At 62.8% G+C, this 17,715-nt stretch carries 13 protein-coding genes; 9 read left to right on the plus strand and 4 right to left on the minus strand.

All coding sequences use genetic code 11. From position 1 onward, the window contains the following. Nucleotides 1–23: 23 nt before the first annotated feature. The 5 genes from JQ592_RS32240 (at nucleotide 24) to JQ592_RS32260 (ending at nucleotide 7,604) form a co-directional block, all read left to right on the plus strand. Nucleotides 24–2,234, plus strand: coding sequence for an alkaline phosphatase family protein (locus JQ592_RS32240; protein WP_211406751.1), 2,211 nt, complete (start codon nucleotides 24–26; stop codon nucleotides 2,232–2,234). A 262-nt stretch (nucleotides 2,235–2,496) separates the two neighbouring features. Beyond that, nucleotides 2,497–4,575: an adenylate/guanylate cyclase domain-containing protein gene (locus JQ592_RS32245; RefSeq protein WP_246820811.1), complete on the plus strand. Its 2,079-nt coding sequence runs from the start codon at nucleotides 2,497–2,499 to the stop codon at nucleotides 4,573–4,575. A gap of 41 nt (nucleotides 4,576–4,616) precedes the next feature. Then, nucleotides 4,617–5,459 carry a phosphatase PAP2 family protein gene (locus JQ592_RS32250; protein WP_246820813.1) on the plus strand — a complete coding sequence of 281 codons (843 nt, stop codon included), beginning with the start codon at nucleotides 4,617–4,619 and terminating at the stop codon, nucleotides 5,457–5,459. Nucleotides 5,460–5,496: 37 nt separating this feature from the next. Beyond that, nucleotides 5,497–6,909, plus strand: coding sequence for a S8 family serine peptidase (locus JQ592_RS32255; RefSeq protein ID WP_211406752.1), 1,413 nt, complete (start codon nucleotides 5,497–5,499; stop codon nucleotides 6,907–6,909). 161 nt (nucleotides 6,910–7,070) lie between these two features. After that, complete coding sequence (locus tag JQ592_RS32260; protein ID WP_211406753.1) at nucleotides 7,071–7,604, plus strand: REP-associated tyrosine transposase; 534 nt, start codon at nucleotides 7,071–7,073, stop codon at nucleotides 7,602–7,604. Nucleotides 7,605–7,948: 344 nt separating this feature from the next. On the opposite strand, the gene JQ592_RS32265 is transcribed toward JQ592_RS32260, so the two are convergent. The 4 genes from JQ592_RS32265 to JQ592_RS32280 form a co-directional block, all read right to left on the minus strand. After that, complete coding sequence (locus tag JQ592_RS32265; RefSeq protein ID WP_211406754.1) at nucleotides 7,949–9,571, minus strand: ABC-F family ATP-binding cassette domain-containing protein; 1,623 nt, start codon at nucleotides 9,569–9,571, stop codon at nucleotides 7,949–7,951. Between the two features lie 184 nt (nucleotides 9,572–9,755). Further along, nucleotides 9,756–9,998, minus strand: coding sequence for a hypothetical protein (locus tag JQ592_RS32270; RefSeq protein ID WP_211406755.1), 243 nt, complete (start codon nucleotides 9,996–9,998; stop codon nucleotides 9,756–9,758). 91 nt (nucleotides 9,999–10,089) lie between these two features. Next, complete coding sequence (locus JQ592_RS32275; protein WP_283816211.1) at nucleotides 10,090–10,806, minus strand: class I SAM-dependent methyltransferase; 717 nt, start codon at nucleotides 10,804–10,806, stop codon at nucleotides 10,090–10,092. Nucleotides 10,807–11,031: 225 nt separating this feature from the next. Further along, entirely contained in the window at nucleotides 11,032–11,421 is a 390-nt protein-coding gene (locus tag JQ592_RS32280) for a hypothetical protein (RefSeq protein ID WP_211406757.1), read from the minus strand. 413 nt (nucleotides 11,422–11,834) lie between these two features. Here JQ592_RS32280 and JQ592_RS32285 point away from each other — a divergent pair, with 413 nt between their 5' ends. The 4 genes from JQ592_RS32285 to JQ592_RS32300 all read left to right on the plus strand — a co-directional run bounded on the left by JQ592_RS32285 (nucleotide 11,835) and on the right by JQ592_RS32300 (nucleotide 17,486). Further along, entirely contained in the window at nucleotides 11,835–12,209 is a 375-nt protein-coding gene (locus JQ592_RS32285) for a response regulator (RefSeq protein WP_211406758.1), read from the plus strand. Between the two features lie 42 nt (nucleotides 12,210–12,251). After that, a complete protein-coding gene (locus JQ592_RS32290) occupies nucleotides 12,252–13,391 on the plus strand; it encodes an FIST signal transduction protein (RefSeq protein WP_211406759.1) in 1,140 nt (379 codons plus the stop codon). Nucleotides 13,392–13,486: 95 nt separating this feature from the next. After that, nucleotides 13,487–15,916: a hybrid sensor histidine kinase/response regulator gene (locus JQ592_RS32295; protein ID WP_211406760.1), complete on the plus strand. Its 2,430-nt coding sequence runs from the start codon at nucleotides 13,487–13,489 to the stop codon at nucleotides 15,914–15,916. Continuing rightward, on the plus strand, nucleotides 15,903–17,486 hold the full coding sequence (locus tag JQ592_RS32300; protein WP_211406761.1) for an adenylate/guanylate cyclase domain-containing protein: 1,584 nt from the start codon (nucleotides 15,903–15,905) through the stop codon (nucleotides 17,484–17,486). Before JQ592_RS32295 ends, JQ592_RS32300 begins: the two co-directional genes overlap by 14 nt. The last annotated feature ends 229 nt before the right edge of the window (nucleotides 17,487–17,715 follow it).

Genomic DNA, 17,715 nt, shown 5'->3' on the forward strand with positions numbered 1-17,715 from the left:
CAACAAAAGCAAGGGGCACTCGCGTGAAGAAGCTCTTCTGTCTGATATCGTCCATATCGCTCGCGGCATCGCTGGCCGGCGCTGCGGCGCCGGCACAGGCCGATCAGGATGACAACGGCCGCGACCGCGGTTCCGACAACTTCCGCGATCGCGACCATGATCGAGGCCACCACCACCGCAGATCGCCAGTGATCCTCGTCTCGCTCGATGGCGCAAAGCCCGATTTCATCCAGCAATTCATCGAGGAAGGCGTGCTGCCGCGCGATGGCGGGCTGGCGCGGCTGAGCCGCCATGGTGCGGTGGCGTTGCAGAACATCACGGCCTCGCCCTCGCTCACCGCGGTCTCCCATATCGAGATCGCCACCGGCTCGACCGCCGTTCACAACGACATCCCCTCCAACACCTTCCAGGCCATCGTCGGCCCGATCACATCGAGCCTCAGCGGTTTTGCGGCGCCGATCGGCGGCTATCGCGAGAGCCCGCTTGGGCCCTCGCCGCAGCCGACCGCCGCGCCGCTGTGGGTGCAACTGCGCCAGCAGGGAAAGAAGGTGGTCACCGCGACGTGGCCGGGCGGCGACGGCGCCGACATCTCGATCAACGGCACCGTGGTGCAGCCGGCCCAGCCGATCCGCGTCACCGACTACACCGTGCCGTTCGGCGCGTTCGGCGGGCTCAGCGCACAGGGCTTCCAGTTCTCGCAGTCGAACTTCATCCCGGATCCGGCGGTAGGCGCATCGCTCCAGGCGGCCGGCCGCTTCTCGTTCAGCCCGGTGATGGCAACGCCGACGCCGATCGAGACGTTCTCATGCGCATCGGCGCAGACCGCGACCTGCACCAACGCGGCCACGCAAGACGTCAAATACGCGATCCGGGTGGCGGCGATCGACACCACCAACGACAACAAGGTCAACTACGACACCCTCGTGTTCTTCGACGCCACACGCGGCATCACGGCCGGGCCGTTCGCGCCGCCGTCGACCGGACCCGCCTGTGCGAAGTTCGGCGGGGAGAACGCGCCGTTCTTCTTCGAGGGCAGCGGCGCCAGGGTCGGCGCCGCCTACTTCGTCTCGCAGCTTGCGCCCGATCTGTCGGTGGTGCACTTTGCCCGCTACGGCGCCAATTACATCCCGCGCAATGCGGCCGTGCTGGCCGACGTCGACGACATCAACAACAGCATCGGGTTCTGGCGCCCGCAGGCCGACTTCCGCATCCCGGAGCGGCTCAGCCCGGGCTTCATCGGCTTCCCCGACATCGAGATCGAGGCGATGTACGAGGACATGGTCAAGACCTTCGTGCGCTACCAGGCCGATATCGGCGAGCGCGCGATCAAGAACCATCCCGACGCCGATCTGGTGATGATCTATATCGAGCAGCCTGACGGCTCCGAGCATCAGTTCCTGCTCACCGATCCCCGCCAGGGCACAAACCCGAAGGACCCGAGCTCGATCGGCGCCGGCCAGGACGCCGCCAAGGTCGCCCGCTACAAATCGTACATCCGCTTCGCCTATCAGACCGCCGACAAGGCGGTGAAGCAGATCACTGAGGCGGCGGGGCCGGACAGCAACATCATCGTCGTGTCGGACCACGGCTTCGCGCCGTTCCACAGCTCGGTCAGCATGACCAACATCCTGAAGAATGCCGGCATCGACACCAGCAAGGTGGCGATCCGCACCTCGGGTCCGGCGGTCAACATCTACGTCAACCTGCAGCAGCGCGAACAGGGCGGCACCGTCGATCCCGCGGCCTACAGCGCGCTGGTGACGCAGATCACCGACGCCGTGAAGAACGCGGTCGATCCAAATCCGAAGTTCAACTTCTCGCTCGAGGGCGGACGACTCTTCACCGTGGTCGAGACCCGACCGCTCCAATGCGAGGCCACGATCGGGCAATGCACCAGCAAGACCATCGGCCAGGATTTCGGCGATGTGTTCGCGCTGATGGCTCCGGGCTACAATTTCGACGGCGTCCAAAACCCCGGCGTCGCCCGGCTCGGCGATGGCCCGTTCAACGCGGCAACGACCACGCTGTCGATGCCCAATTTCTACGGCGCCCACGGCCACGATCCAAAGCTGCCGGTGATGAGCGCGACCTTCATCGCCGCCGGCCCGCAGATCCGCAACAACACGACGATCCGCCGTATGCGCAATCTCGACGTGGCCCCGACCATCATGCAACTCCTGGGCGTCAGGCCGCGCCAGGTCGATGGCGAGGTGCTGCGCGAGATTTTGCGGTAGCCGGTTGACGGCCGCACGGGATGGGCGCCGATCAGCGCCCATCCCGCATCGCCATGTCCGTCCACGTCGCGCAATTAGCCCCTCGCCGATGCGAGCAAATCGGCGGACTACAACCACCGGACGGGTGGCACGAATTTTATGCGTTTATGTATGATTTAACTCACAGCGCCTTTCCAGTTCGGCTGTAAAATGCAACTGCGCAACGCGGTGGCTCTCGGGTCTTCCGCTTTGCGGTCGAGTTGCTGAAACCGATTGGGGCTCTATGCAGATAGGGCTGAAAAGGCCGCCAGGATCAGGCCCCACTACCCGCTTCCGGGAGCGAGTTGCCCAAAGGTTGGCGGACACGACAACCGTGCCTCGCCTGACATGGCGCTCACCGGAAGGGAGGTTTGCTGCATATGATTTGGGGGCCGCTTCGTTCAGCGAAATGCCGGCGCGTGCGCAAGCGGGCGTTGACTTTGCTTGGAGCACGCGGTGCCCGGTGGGCGCTGTCAATGGCGGCGCCCTCTGCTATCCTGCCCCCGTTCTGCCAGGTAGCGGGGTGGTCGACGTGAACCATCCGGAGATCGATGTTGCAGAGGCCCCGCCAACGCGGCGCGTACTTGCAATTCTGGCGGCCGACGTCGTGGGCTATGCTCGCCTGACCGAGGTGGCGGAGGAAGCCACGCACATCCGCCTGCGAGCGCTTCGTTTCGGCGTGATCAACCCGTGCATCGTCTCCTTTCGCGGCAGGATCGTGAAGAACACGGGGGACGGCTTTCTCGCCTCTTTCGATTCCTCGCTCGATGCCGCGCGCTGTGCGGTCGCCTTGCAAGCCGAAGTCGCGGCGGCGCAGACCCGGGAAGGATACGATCGGAAGATACAATTTCGAATAGGTCTGAACGTTGCGCAGACCATCGTCGAATCCGAGGACATCTTCGGCAAGGGCGTCAACATCGCAGCGAGGCTCGAGCAGTCGGCGCCGGCTGGCGGCGTGGTGCTTTCGGATGAGATGTTCCAGCAGATCAAGGACCGGCTCGACGTACCCGTCCAGGATCTGGGCGCCCTCCGGCTCAAGCATCTCGCACGCCCCGTTCACGCTTATTCTCTCCTGCTGCCAGAGGCCGAGCGATTGCCGTCGAGCGGCGGCCGCAAGGCGAGCCGCCAGGCCAAGGTGCCCTACATCGCGGTGCTGCCGTTTCGCACGCAGGGAGCGAACCCGGAGGACGATTACTTCGGCGACGGGACGGCCGACGAGATCGTCGTGGCGCTTCAGAGCCTCCGCGGGCTGTTCGTCATTTCGAGCATGTCCACGTCTCCCTATCGGAGCGGACCGATCGACAGCCAGAAGATCGGCCAGGAGCTCGGCGTCCGATACGTCTTGAGCGGCAGCATCAGGCGGGCCGACAAGCGGCTTCGCATTGGCGTGGAATTGAAGGACGTCGAAGCAGGCGTCGTGCTCTGGGCCGATCACTATGACGGCGATGTCTCCGAACTGTTCGAATTTCAAAGCCGCATTGCGACACGCATCGTATGGAGCATCGCTCCCCAGGTCCGCGAGGCGGAGCTGAAGCGCGCGCTGCAAAAGCGCTCGGACAATCTCAATGCCTACGAGCTGCTCATGAAGGCGATCGACTTCATGTATCGCATGAATTTCTTCGACTTCGGCCGGGCGGGCGAGCTGCTGCAGGCCGCAATCGCTTCGGATCCGAGCTATGCGACGCCCTATGCCTATGCAGCGCTCTGGCACATTCACAATGTCGCGCAAGGCTGGGGCGCCGAGGGCGGCCCCGACGCGGCGGAAGCCGCGCGCCTTGCCACGGCCGCGGTCGATCGTGCGCCGGCAGATGGCTTTGCGCTCGCCGTTCTCGGACACACCAAGGCGCTGTTGTTCAAGGACTACGACGCATCGCTCGACCTCTTTGACAGAGCGTTGAGCGCGTCGCCCGGAAATGCTATGGCTTGGACCCTTAGCAGTGGCGTGTACGGCTACCTTGAGGAGGGCCAATCGGCGATCACGCGCGCTGAACAGGGATTGCGTCTGTCGCCGGCCGATACCCAGGCATATTTCTACCTGATGTTCCTCGGCCAAGCGCATTACATCAACGGCAATTACGACGAGGCGGTTGTGTGGGCCCGCAAGACCGCAGCTCTGAACGGACGGCTGTCCGCCAACCTGCGTATTCTGGCAGCCGCCTATGTTGCGAAGGGCCAGGACGAGGAGGCCCGGGGCGTCACCAGGATGCTTTTGGACATCCAGCCTCGATTCAAGCTTTCGGCCTATCGTGAGCGATGCCCCTTCAAAATAGGTTTGCGGGAACGCTTCATCGGACATTTGCGAGAGGCAGGCTTGCCGGATTGAAACCATGCTGCATTTGCAGCCAACCACAGGAGGATCCCGTCATGGGGGGCAATTGGTTCGGAGGCAACTGGTTTGGTGGCAATTGGTTCGGAGGAAACTGGTCAGGCGGCTCGGGCGGCGGTGGATCGCCCGTGTTCGCGATGCGCGCCGATCGGCCGCTTGCCGAGATCGCCATCACTCGGGACTACAGCGCCAAGTTCCGAGACGCGGAATGGGATCCGGATCTGCGCGCCATAGCGATCCTGCCGGAATTTCTGTCGCAGCAGGTTGACGGCAAGTATTGGCAGGCGGCGGTCGCGCTGCCACCGCCCACCTACCCGGTCACTGCGAAGATGATCAACGAGGTTCTGGTGCTGGCGGTCGCGGAGCGGCCGGAAGCGCTCGGCGAAATCGTGGAGGAGAACCAGAATTTTCAGATGCGCTGGCTGCAGCTTCTCAACATCACCGCCACGTCCCACCCGCACACGTTCCTGCTGATGAAGATCATGGCCCGGGTCGGTGAGTTTGCGATGGTCGCGCTCAAGCTCCAATATTCGAACCCGCCTGGTGCCACCGCCCCACCCTATTGGTACCAGCCGCGACCAAGCCAGGTCTGCCCGACGCTGTATCCGCCGGTCCAGGTCCCGGGGCACCCGGCCTATCCGGCGGGACACGCGCTCATCGGCACGCTCACCTCCGAATGCCTGGCCGACCTGCTGCCTCAATACAAGGAGCCGTTGCGCGCATTGGCGGCGCGAGTCGGGATGAACCGCATGATCGCAGGATTGCACTATCGCGAGGACATCGACGCAGGCGCCAGGGCCGCGGTCGCCATAAGGCCCTTCCTGCAGGCTTGCAAGTTCTACGCGGCCACGTTCGAACTCGCGAAGACCGAATGGCAGTGAGACCACGCGCAACCTGACCACGGCAGCGGAGGCAACCATGACGCCTTGGGAATTGGGCAGCGGCTATGTCCGGGTGCTGGCGCAGCGTAATCAGAATAGCTTGCTCGTGAAGGCGGCAAACGACCTGCTCAAGGGCGATAGTCCGGCCGGCACGATGAGCGAATACATTCAAAGGAACGCCGCGACCGACTTTTTGATCGACGATGAGTTCGGCGCCTTGCCGATCTGGGATGGCGCCGATCAACGACCTGCAGTCTCGATCAGGGACAGGGGCGAAAAAGCGTCCTCACTCCTCGCGCTCGATAAATCGAAGAAATTCCTGATCCGCGCCTACGTTGATCCCGTGAGCCTCGCCAAGCCGGGTTTCAACAACGGCGAGCCGGTCTGGTTGGATCCTGACGTGCGCGGCGGCCTTACTCTACCCCCTGCCAACAAGGCCACGGGCGATACCGACACGGTTCGGCAGGACCTCAACACCGCGACGCTGCAGCACAACGGCCTTTATGGTGCGGGTGTTGCCGTTGCCATCGTTGATACCGGCATCTGCAAGGCACATCTTGCGAAGCGGTTCGGCTTCGAACCGGACCTGAATGACGGCAATTCGTGGACGCCACCGACCGTGGCGACGAAGCCGGGCTTCCATCGCATCGGACACGGCACGATGTGCGCCTACGGCGTGCTCGCGGTTGCCCCGAACGTGACGCTGCTCGATTATCCCTTGCTGCTGGGGCGTCCGGCCGGAGAGCACACCGTCAGTGCGACGATCGGGGAAATGATGCGCGGTTATTTGACCCTGATCTGGCGCTGGGCGGTCACTGGGGCCATCCCGCAGAGCGCGCTCGTGGTCAACAATAGCTGGGGCATCTTCCATCCGAGCCTCGACGACTTTCCGCCCGGTGATCCCCAGCGCTACATCGACAATCCCAATCACCCCTTCAGACTGTACGTCTGGTTGCTCACGGCATTCGGGGCCGACGTGGTCTTTGCCGCGGGCAACTGCGGCGGCGGCTGCCCCAATGCCGTGTGTCTGCAGCGGACGGAGGGAATGATCATGGGCGCCAACGCTTACGACGAAGTGCTGACGCTCGCCGGTTGCGACATCCTCGACGCGCGCGTCTGTTATTCCTCGCAAGGACCGTCTATCGCGGGCATGCCTCCGCAGAAGCCCGACATCACCGCCTATACGCAGTTTCTCGGCTCGAAGATCCAGCGCGGCCCGCGCGGCTTCGAGCCGGATACGGGAACGTCGACGTCATGCGCCGTCGCATCCGGGTGCGTCGCGGCGCTGCGAACCCTGCGGCCACCGACGGCGACGGATCCGGCAACCATGATTGCGGTATTGAAGGCAACGGCGCGGCCCCAGGGCGGCGCCGTGCCGAACTACGATTACGGCTACGGCATCGTCCGGCCGGTGGCGGCGGGGCGAAGCCTGGGGATCATCATTCCATGAGCGCGCAAAATCGCTCGCCGAGCCATCGTCAAACGATCAAAAGCCGACCTGCGCGCCTTGATGAGGAGCTGATCTAGCTCCGCGACCCGGCGCCTCCATTGCAACTCTCTCGATTTGGTTGTAGCCCGGATGAAGCGAAGCGCAATCCGGGAAACTCTCGCATGGTTCGCTATCGGCGAAATTTCGTACCCGGCGGCGCCTACTTCTTCACCGCGACGCTGGACGATCGAAGATCATCCGCGTTGGTCGACCACGTCGCGCAGCTGCGCGCAGCATTTAAGACGACCCGAATCGAAAAACCGTTCACGATCGACACGATCGTGGTCCTGCCCGACCATCTCCACGTCATCATGACGTTGCCAGAAAATGACTCGGACTTCTCCGGTCGATGGCGACGCATCAAGAGCCTGTTCACGCACCGGCTTGTCACTTCCGGCGTACCTGTCGTTCGCAATCATCGCGGCGAGTTCGGCCTGTGGCAAAGGCGCTTTTGGGAGCACACCATTCGCGACGATGCGGATTTCGAACGATGCGCCGACTACATCCATTTCAATCCCGTCAAGCACGGCCTCGTCGCGTCACCGATCGACTGGCCCTACTCCTCGCTCCATCGCTACGTTCGTGCCGGCATCCTCCCCGCCGATTGGGGCGGCAGCGGCGAGATCAACGGCAACTTCGGTGAACGCGGAGAGTGATCCCGGATTACGCTCACGCTCCATCCGGGCTACGGGATCCCATCGACGCTCTTGTAGCCCGGATGGAGCGCAGCGCAATCCGGGGCCAGACCATCCGCAGCGCACGACCGCGTCGTGTGGTAGGAATCCCGGATTACGCTCACGCTCCATCCGGGCTACGGGATCCCGTCGGCGATCTTGTAGCCCGGATGGAGCGCAGCGTAATCCGGGGCCAGACCATCCGCAGCGCACGACCACGCGTGTGGTAGGAATCCCGGATTACGCTTACGCTCCATCCGGGCTACGGAATCCAGTCGGCGCTCTTGTAGCCCGGATGGAGCGCAGCGTAATCCGGGGGCCAGCCCCTACGACCGCAACCCCGGCGCTTCCTGCCCCGTGCGCGCGACATATTCCGTGTAGCCGCCGCCATACTGGTGGATGCCCTCGGGCGTCAGCTCCAGCACGCGGTTCGACAGCGTCGCCAAAAAATGCCGGTCATGCGAGACGAACAGCATGGTGCCCTCGAAATCCGCCAGCGCGGTGATCAGCATCTCCTTGGTGGCGAGGTCGAGATGGTTGGTCGGCTCGTCCAGCACCAGAAAGTTCGGGGGATCGAACAGCATTTTTGCCATCACGAGCCGCGCCTTCTCGCCGCCCGAGAGCACGCGGCAACGCTTCTCGACGTCGTCGCCGGAGAAGCCGAAGCAGCCGGCGAGCGCGCGCAAGCTGCCCTGCCCCGCCGTCGGAAACTGGTCCTCCAGCGACTGGAACACGGTGCGCTCGCCGTCGAGCAGGTCCATCGCGTGCTGGGCGAAATAGCCCATCTTGACGCTGCCTCCTAACGCCACCGTGCCCTGGTCGGGCTCGCTCGCACCGGCAACGAGCTTGAGCAATGTCGACTTGCCGGCGCCGTTGACGCCCATCACGCACCAGCGCTCCCTGCGGCGGATCATGAAATCGAGGCCGTCATAGATGCGCTTGGCGCCATAGCCCTTGTGGACGTTCTTCAAGGCGACAACGTCCTCGCCCGAGCGCGGCGCCGGCGGGAAGTCGAACGCGACGCTCTGGCGCCGGCGCGGCGGCTCGACCCGCTCGATCTTGTCGAGCTTCTTCACCCGGCTCTGCACCTGAGCCGCGTGGGAGGCGCGCGCCTTGAAGCGCTCGATGAACTTGATCTCCTTGGCGAGCATGGCCTGCTGGCGCTCGAACTGGGCCTGCTGCTGCTTCTCGTTCTGCGCGCGCTGCTGCTCGTAGAATTCGTAATCGCCGGTGTAGGTGGTGAGCGAGCCGGAATCGATCTCGATCACCTTGGAGATCACGCGGTTGATGAACTCGCGGTCATGCGAGGTCATCAGCAGCGTGCCTTCGTAGTCGTGCAGGAATTTTTCCAGCCAGATCAGGCTTTCGAGATCGAGATGGTTGCTCGGCTCGTCGAGCAGCATGACGTCGGGACGCATCAGGAGAATCCGCGCCAGCGCCACGCGCATCTTCCAGCCGCCCGAGAGCTTGCCGACGTCGCCGTCCATCATCTCCTGGCTGAAGCCGAGACCGGACAGGGCTTCGCGCGCCCGGCCATCGAGCGCGTAGCCGTCGAGCTCCTCGAACCGGTGCTGCACCTCGCCGTAGCGCGCGATGATCTCGTCCATCGCATCGGCCTTGTCGGGATCGGCCATATCGGCCTCGAGCTCGCGCAGCTCGGCCGCGACCTCGCTGACGGGACCTGCGCCGTTCATCACCTCGGCCACGGCGCTGCGGCCAGACATCTCGCCGACGTCCTGGTTGAAATAGCCGATCGTGATGCCCCGATCGGTCGAGACCTGCCCCTCATCGGGCAGCTCCTCGCCGGCGATCATCCGGAACAGGGTGGTCTTGCCGGCGCCGTTCGGGCCGACAAGGCCGATCTTCTCGCCCTTGTTGAGGGCCGCGGAGGCTTCGATGAACAGGATCTGGTGGCCGGCTTGCTTGCTGACGTTGTCGAGGCGGATCATGGGGTCTTTTGGGGGGATTTTTGCGTTGCAGCGTCATAGGGCATGCGGGCCGCCAGGGGAAGCCCGGCAGGGTACGGATTTCACCCGCCAAGTGCCGGTTTCCCGCAATTTGCCCCGTCGTTCCAAAGCGACGCTTCGGGCCCGCTGGCTGCCGGCTCGCTGTCCGCTTCGGGCGCGAAGCTCCTTACAAAGCAGAAAATATGAAAAGCGCTATCGCGACCGGAATAAAAATCGCCAAAGCCACGAGTTGCCCTTTTGCGAAATCGTGAAGATCGACCGGGTCAACAGGAAAGACACCAAGGCAACAATTCGCATAATAGAACGCGTTCTGATCCTCACCGTCCGCCGAGTGTGCAGATGGAGCTTCATCGTCCCCCGCATCACGAGCGAGAGAAGTTTGTGGCTGCCGCTGCGGTCTCTCGATCATCGCGATTCTCCAGCCTGCAAACTTGAGAGGCGCGCCGAAGTCAAAGAGTGATGCCGTCGTCCCCTGTCAAATCTCGCGCAGGGCGGGTCGTTCAGCGTCGTCCGCTTGCAAATCTGTACTCGACTTCCAGCTCGATGGGTCCACCGGCATCGCCAAGTTCGCGGCGGAGCTCCTCGCGCACGGCGCGGCGGACGCCCGCCGGCAGGGATATGAATGCTTGCCCTGCCGATCCTGCGCCCGCTTCGATTGGCCCGAAGTAGGCGTCAAACGAAGGCAGCGTGAAAACCGTGGCTTGCAGAATGATCTCCACATCCCTGAAATTTGCGTCCTCAAAAAGCGATCTTAATTTCATCTCGTCCCCGAGCGCAAATACGCGGGCGGCAGCCTCCGCCAGCGATGGCAGGTAGCGGGCAACCGCAAGGTTGATACGGGTATTGTAGGACCGTTCCGGCACCGTGTTCACTGAAACAGCGGCACGCCCGCCGGGGCGAAGCACGCGATGGAATTCGGCGAGGCCGCGCTGCGGGTCGGGGAAGAACATCAGTCCGAGACTGCACACGACCGCATCGAAGCTTCCATCCGGGAATGAAAGTGCCTGCCCATCCTCCACTGCGACCGACACGTTTCTCGACTGGCCGAGGCGCTGGCGCGCCTTCTCGGCCATCGCAGGAGACAGGTCCGCAGCCGTGAGGCGACCCGTCGGGCCGATGACGTCAAGGACGGGTTCGGCTACGTGCATGAACCTTCCGGGACAAGTGTCGACTAAACGGACGCCGGGCCGATTGGGCCATGTGTGTCGATTGAGCATCTTCCCGCCAGCACACAAGCGCGACTTTTGCGTCCGGTTTACGACCGAGAGCCGACGTCACAGCAAGGTGCAGCTTCGTTCGGCTCAGGGCCAAAACCCGACGTCCGAGGCCCTACAACTATCGGAGCATGGCGGTCTCTGCGTTGCATCATTTGAAAGCCAAGCTCACTGTAGTGAGCGCTTCGTTGATCACCGCTGGTGGGGCGCGCTCGCGGACAACGACTTCTAAAGATCCCCACGCCCAAAGGGTTTCTTGCCTGCCGCTGCCTGCGACATCGCATCCTTGCAGGAATCGCTCACCTCTGCCATGTGCGATTTTATGCAGGCTCTGATGCCGCCGGTGCCGGGCACAATACCGGCACATAGCTTCGCAACATCGGCCTTGCATACCTTTCCGGTCACCGCCACCGTGAGCACGCGGTCTTCGCAGGTTGGCGATAGGTCGGTCAAATGCGATTCTATGCAGGCCTTGATCCGGCCTTCACCGGGCTGAATGCCGGCACACAGTGTCTTGATATCGCCGGCGCAGGGCTTGCCCGCCTGCTGCGCCTCGGCGACAGAACCTGACAGCAGCAGCGCTGTTATTACAACAAGCCCAGCTTGCATTCCTGCCATTTTAGATTCCTCTGCGAGATTCAAAAAGGGCGGATGGGGGTGATATCCGAAAGCCGGCCGCGCCGCTAGAACGATGCCGCTGGGATGCAAGAAGCCGGTTCGATGGCGCAAAGCGCGGTGGCTGGCTTGGGGCCAGTAGGTGACGTCACACGTTTGGCCCAATGGGGGCTGCCGACTTAGGGCAGTCCCGCTTACGCACAGTCTTGAATGACGAGATGCTACACAAGGAACCACACCTCATTGGAGGCGGTATGATCTTATAGAACTCTTGGAATTCTTCTATCGCCGCCACTATCCACCGTTTTTCGTAATGCGACAGGTAGGCTTGAGTGATAGGATTGAATTTTCAGGCGTCTATTGAGGCCCGGGTTATCCCGGCAAGCAGTGCTCACAGTCCGGTTCGAGGCTGTGCAATGCCCAAAATTTTGCTGGTCGAGGACAACGAGATGAACCGCGACATGCTCTCGCGGCGTCTGGTCCGTGGCGGCTACGAGGTCACCATTGCCGAGGACGGAGCGCGCGGCGTGGCAATGGCGACGAGCGACAGGCCCGATCTCATTTTGATGGACATGAGCCTGCCGGTGATCGACGGTTGGGAGGCGACGCGCCAGATCAAGGCCACGCCTGAGCTACGCAAAATCCCCATCATCGCGCTGACGGCGCACGCCATGGCGACCGACCGGGACAAGGCCCTCGAGGCCGGCTGCGACGACTACGACACAAAGCCGATCGAGCTGAAGAGGCTGCTGGGAAAGATTGAAACACTACTCGCGGCTGCGGGACAGTAGACGACCTACAAGTTCCGGACAGATGACGAGAGGAAACAACTCATGAAAACGGCTCAGTACAAGTGGTCCCAAAGTGACGGGTGGCGGCCGAATTTGCCATCTGGCGACGTCGGACGTCAGAGTGTCGTGTTCGTTTTCGGTGCTAGGTCGTTGATGCAGGCAGGTAGCCTCGTGGGCGAGTTGCGCAACCACTTCAAAGGGGCCGCCATGCTTGGTTGCTCGACTTCCGGCGAGATTATCGGCGACGTAGTCGTCGACGACTCTGTGAGTGCCACCCTTGCAGACTTCGAACATACGCGACTGCGGTTCGCCTCCGCTACGATTGGTGAGGCGAAGGCAAGCTACGACGTCGGCAAGGAGCTCGCGCAGCAATTGAACGACGCCTCATTGCGCCACGTGTTCGTGCTTTCGGACGGTTTGCACGTCAACGGCTCCGACCTGGCGCGCGGTCTCGCCAGCGGCGTCTCAGAAGGTGTTTCGATAACTGGCGGCCTTTCCGGAGACGGAACCAACTTCGCCGAGACTTGGGTCATTGCCGACGGTGGCGCAGGCCCTCAGCGCGTGGCAGCGGTCGGTCTGTATGGCGACGATTTGCGCATTGGCTACGGATCGATGGGCGGCTGGCAGCCATTTGGGCCCCTGCGCACCATCACACGGGCCGAAGGCAACGTCCTCTATGAGCTGGATGAGCGTTCGGCGCTCGATCTCTATAAATCGTACCTGGGCCCACACGCCGACCAGTTGCCAAGCTCTGCCTTGCTTTTTCCTATCCTGGTTACCGAGGCAAAGGGCGGCCAGGGTGTCGTCCGAACCGTCCTGTCTGTGGACGAGCAGAAAAAGTCAATGACGTTCGCGGGCGACATCCCACAGGGCGGAACGGCGCAGTTGATGAAGACCAATGTCGACGATCTGGTCGACGGCGCGACCGCTGCTGCGAAGGCCAGTCTCAGCGGGCTCGGCGACAGGCGACCGGACCTTGCAATTCTGGTGAGCTGCGTCGGTCGTAAGCTCGTGATGAAGCAGCGCACCGAGGAAGAAATCGAAGCAATTCGAAATGTCTTCGGGGCGGATGCGAAGATTTCCGGGTTCTACTCGTACGGCGAGCTTTGCCCCTTCATACATGGTGGCGACTGCCGCCTGCACAATCAAACCATGACAATTACAACTTTCGCCGAGGACTGAACGGTCATAGGGCACAGATGCACAGGCTGCTCCGACGCCAGCTCAGAAAGCACCTCGGTGTGGAGGGCGAAGTACCGGCTGCGTTGCAGTCTTTCGTGGCAGCCGTCGATTCCGCATACACCGATTTCGATAGCGATCGGGCGATGGTCGAGCGCTCGCAAGAGCTGAGCTCGAAGGAGCTGTCGGAGGCACGCGACAAGGCAACAGAGGCGCAGCGCCGGCTGGTCGACGCGATCGAGAGCATCTCCGAGGGTTTCTCGCTCTACGATGCCGACGACAAGCTAGTTATATACAACCGGCGGTACCGGGACATGCACGGCACCGCCAGCATCAATGTCGTGAATCAGGGCGTATCGTTCGAGACAATCCTCCGCAACGCGACCGCAAGCGGTGAGATCCGCGACGCGGAGGGGCGCGTCGAGGCCTGGATCGAGCACCGCCTCGCTCAGCATCGCGATCCCAAGGGCACGCATGTGCAACGCCGCTCCGACGGGCGCTGGATCCAGATCAACGAGCGCAAGACCGACGACGGCGGCACCGTCGCGACTTACACCGACATCACCGATGTGAAGAAGGCGGAGCAGGCGATCCAGGAGAGCGAGCAGCGGCTGCGTGTCATTGCCGAGGCTGCGCCGATGGCGGTGGCGATCGTCACCTTCGATGATGGGATCATCCGGTATGCCAATAAACGCTTCAGCGAAATGTTCGAGCTCGAAGGTTCGTCCGCCCTGGGCCTGCAAGCGAAAACCCTCTACGCAGACCCGCAACATCGTGAGCGCTTCATCAGCGCGCTCACCGAGTACGGCCATGTGGAGGGCATGGAGATGCTGCTCAAGCGGGTTGGAGGCGAGGAGTTCTGGGCGCTCATAGCTTCGCAGCGCGTCGAGTTCGAAGGGCGCCCGGCGATGATCAATGGCCTCGCCGACATCAGCGACCGCAAGCGCATGGAAGGCGAGCTGCACAAGGCGATCTGGGCGAGCGAGCAGGCGACGCGCGCAAAGTCGGACTTCGTAGCCAACATGAGTCATGAACTGCGCACGCCCTTGAACGCGATCATCGGATATAGCGAGATCCTGTTCGAGGACGCCCAGAGCGCCGGCCGTGACTCGGAGATGGCGGACCTGCGTAAGATTCAGGATGCCGGAAAGCATCTGCTCGGCCTGATCGACAACATCCTCGATCTTTCCAAGATCGAAGCTGGCAAGATGACGCTCTATCTCGAGACATTCGAGCTCCGCCCCATGATCGATAGCGTCGCGGCGACCGTCACCCCGCTGGCCAAGAAGACCGGCAACGCTCTGGTGGTGAACTGTGCTGACGAGATCGGCACGATCCACAGCGATCTGACCAAGGTGCGGCAGACCCTGTTCAACCTTCTCAGCAATGCCTGCAAGTTCACGCGGAACGGAACGATAACGCTGACCGTGCTGCGTGATACGAATGCGGCTAGCGAATGGATCGAGTTCCAGGTACGCGATACCGGCATCGGCATGACGCCAGATCAGCAGGCCAAGGTGTTCGAGGCCTTCACTCAAGCGGACGACTCGACGACCCGCGTCTATGGTGGTACTGGGCTCGGCCTCGCCATCACCAAGCGCTTCTGCCGGCTGATGGGCGGCGACGTGACGCTGATCAGCGAAGCCGGCAAGGGGACAACGTTTGTGGTTCGTCTGCCGGCGGTAACACGCGCTGCATCGGACACTACAGTCTCGGCGGCAGATAAGCGTTTCGAGGGTCCGCAGGCTGCCGAGCCCGAGCATGCGCCGATCGTTCTCGTGGTCGACGATGATCCCAATGCGCGTGAGCTGCTGCGCCGACACCTGCAGCGCGGCGGTTATGCCGTTCGCGTGGCTGCCAATGGCGAGGAGGCAATGCAACTCGCCCGTACGCTGCACCCCGATGTCGTCACGCTCGACGCTTTGATGCCTCAGATGGATGGCTGGGCCGTGCTCAGCGCCATGAAAGAAGATGCGGTACTTGCGGAAATTCCTGTGATCATGGTCACGATCGTCGACAACCAGGGCATTGGCTTCTCGCTCGGCGCCGCCGATTACCTGGTCAAGCCGATCGATCGCGACAGACTGGTCAGCGCGGTGGAAAAGTGCTGCCCAAGGGGCGCGCCACGACACGTGCTGATAGTCGAGGATGACGCGTCGGCCAGCGAGCTGATGGGGCGCGCCTTGAGGCAGATCGATTGCATGGTGACGCAAGCAAAGAATGGTCGGATTGGTCTTGAGCGTTTGAATGAGGCTTCACCCGATGCAATTCTGCTCGATCTGATGATGCCGGAGATGGATGGGTTCGAGTTCATCGCGCGACTGCGCGCCGAAGCCCGCTGGCGGCGCATCCCAGTCATCGTCGTCACGGCGAAGACGCTGACCGCCGAGGATCGCGCGCGCCTCAACGGCCAGGTACAGCATTTGGTGCACAAGGGCGAATACAGCGGCAAGGCCGTGCTGGCGGCGCTTGACGAGCTGGTGCCCCGGCACACCGGGCGCACGCGGATCGGCCATGAGCATCATTGACACCGACAGCGCGCGCGCTTGGCGCATTCAGCTTGCCCACCTTCGCCAGGAACTGCAGTCCCCGGTCAACGCCTTGCTCGGTTACGCCGAGATTCTGGACGAAGAGGCGTCCCGGAACGGGCGCTCGGACATCCTCCCCGATATGAACCGTATCCTCAGCGCAGCCCGGGATCTCGCCGGCAAGGTCGACCGGCTGATGGATGGCGATCGCGCCAAGAGCCCGCCCGGCTCAGCGGCCACCACGCAAGAACAGGATCTTCGTCACGAGCTGCGCACGCCGCTCAACGCGATCAAGGGCTATGGTGAGATGCTGCGCGAGGATGCAGCCAGTTTTTCAGGCGATTCCCTGCGGGCGGATCTCGATCGCCTGCTGGCTGCGGCCACCGACCTGTTGCTGCGTCTCGATCGCATCGTGCGATTCTCGGTTGACGTCGAGGAGACGAGCTTGGCTCCCGATCAGACCGGCGCGGTCATGGTTAGCGACCTGATGCGCAGCCTCGGGCCGGTCCGGCCGTATGCTGTCACCGAAACCGGTTCTATCCTCGTCGTGGACGATATCGAGGCCAACCGCGACCTGCTGTCGCGCCGGCTGACCCGCGACGGCCATCGCGTCTCTTCGGTGGCCGGCGGCCAGCAGGCGCTGCAGGCGCTCGCCAACGATGAGTTCGACCTCGTCCTGCTCGATTTGATGATGCCCGATATCAACGGGCTTGACGTGCTGGTGCGTATGAAGGCGGATGAGCGGCTGCGCCGCATTCCGGTGATCATGATCACGGCCTTGGCGGAGACCGAGAGCGCCGTCCGCTGCATCGAGGCCGGGGCCGAGGACTATCTGCCGAAGCCGTTCGATCCGGTCCTGCTGCGCGCGCGGATCAATGCTTGCTTGCACAAGAAGCGCTGGCGCGACCGCGAGCAGAAGTATCTTCGCCGCATCGAGGAGGAGACCACCAAGTTTGAGCGGCTGCTGCTGACAATCCTGCCAAGGCAGGTGATAGGCCGCCTGAACCACGGCGAAGTCATGATCGCCGACCGCTTCGAGGGCGTGAGCGTTCTGTTCGCCGATCTGGTGAGCTTCACCGAGCACTCGGCATGGGTCACGCCTGCAGCGATGGTCGAGTATTTGAACCGGTTGTTCTCGGAATTCGACGCGCTTGCGCGCGAGCTCGGTGTCGAGAAGATCAAGACCATCGGCGATGCCTACATGGCTGTCGCCGGCTTGCCCGATCCGAACCCCGATGCGATCGCGGCGATCGCGAAAATGGCGCTCGGCATGATCGATCGGCTAGACCGCGTCAACCGGCATTTCGGCTGGTCGTTGCAAATCCGCATCGGCATACATTCCGGTCCCGTGGTTGCCGGCATCATCGGCGCGCACCGCTTCCTCTACGACGTGTGGGGCGACACCGTAAATGTCGCCAGCCGGCTCGAGGCCTATTCTCTACCCAATCGCATCCACGTGTCCCAGGATATAGCCCGCCACCTCGTCGGTCCCTTTGCGCTCGAGCCACGCGGCAGCGTTGAGGTGAAGGGCAAAGGCAAACTGGAGACGTTCTTCTTGAGTCGGATTTAGATGCGCGTCCCCCCGCGAGGGCGCCGGTAGGTCCTTAAGCAAGTGCTGATCTTTTCAAGCAAATAGCGAGCACTTGGTGAACACAGCGCTCACCGGCCGATGATGGTGATCGTGATCGGGTCCCGCGTCACCGGTTGATCGGTCTCGCGTCGGCTAATGGGATGGTCCGGCCGTGCTCCTGCCCCGCCAGCAAGCGAAGCTGGCAAGGGGCGCCAAAGACAAGGAGCAC

The sequence above is a fragment of the Bradyrhizobium iriomotense genome, assembly GCF_018129405.1.
GTDB lineage: Bacteria > Pseudomonadota > Alphaproteobacteria > Rhizobiales > Xanthobacteraceae > Bradyrhizobium > Bradyrhizobium iriomotense_B.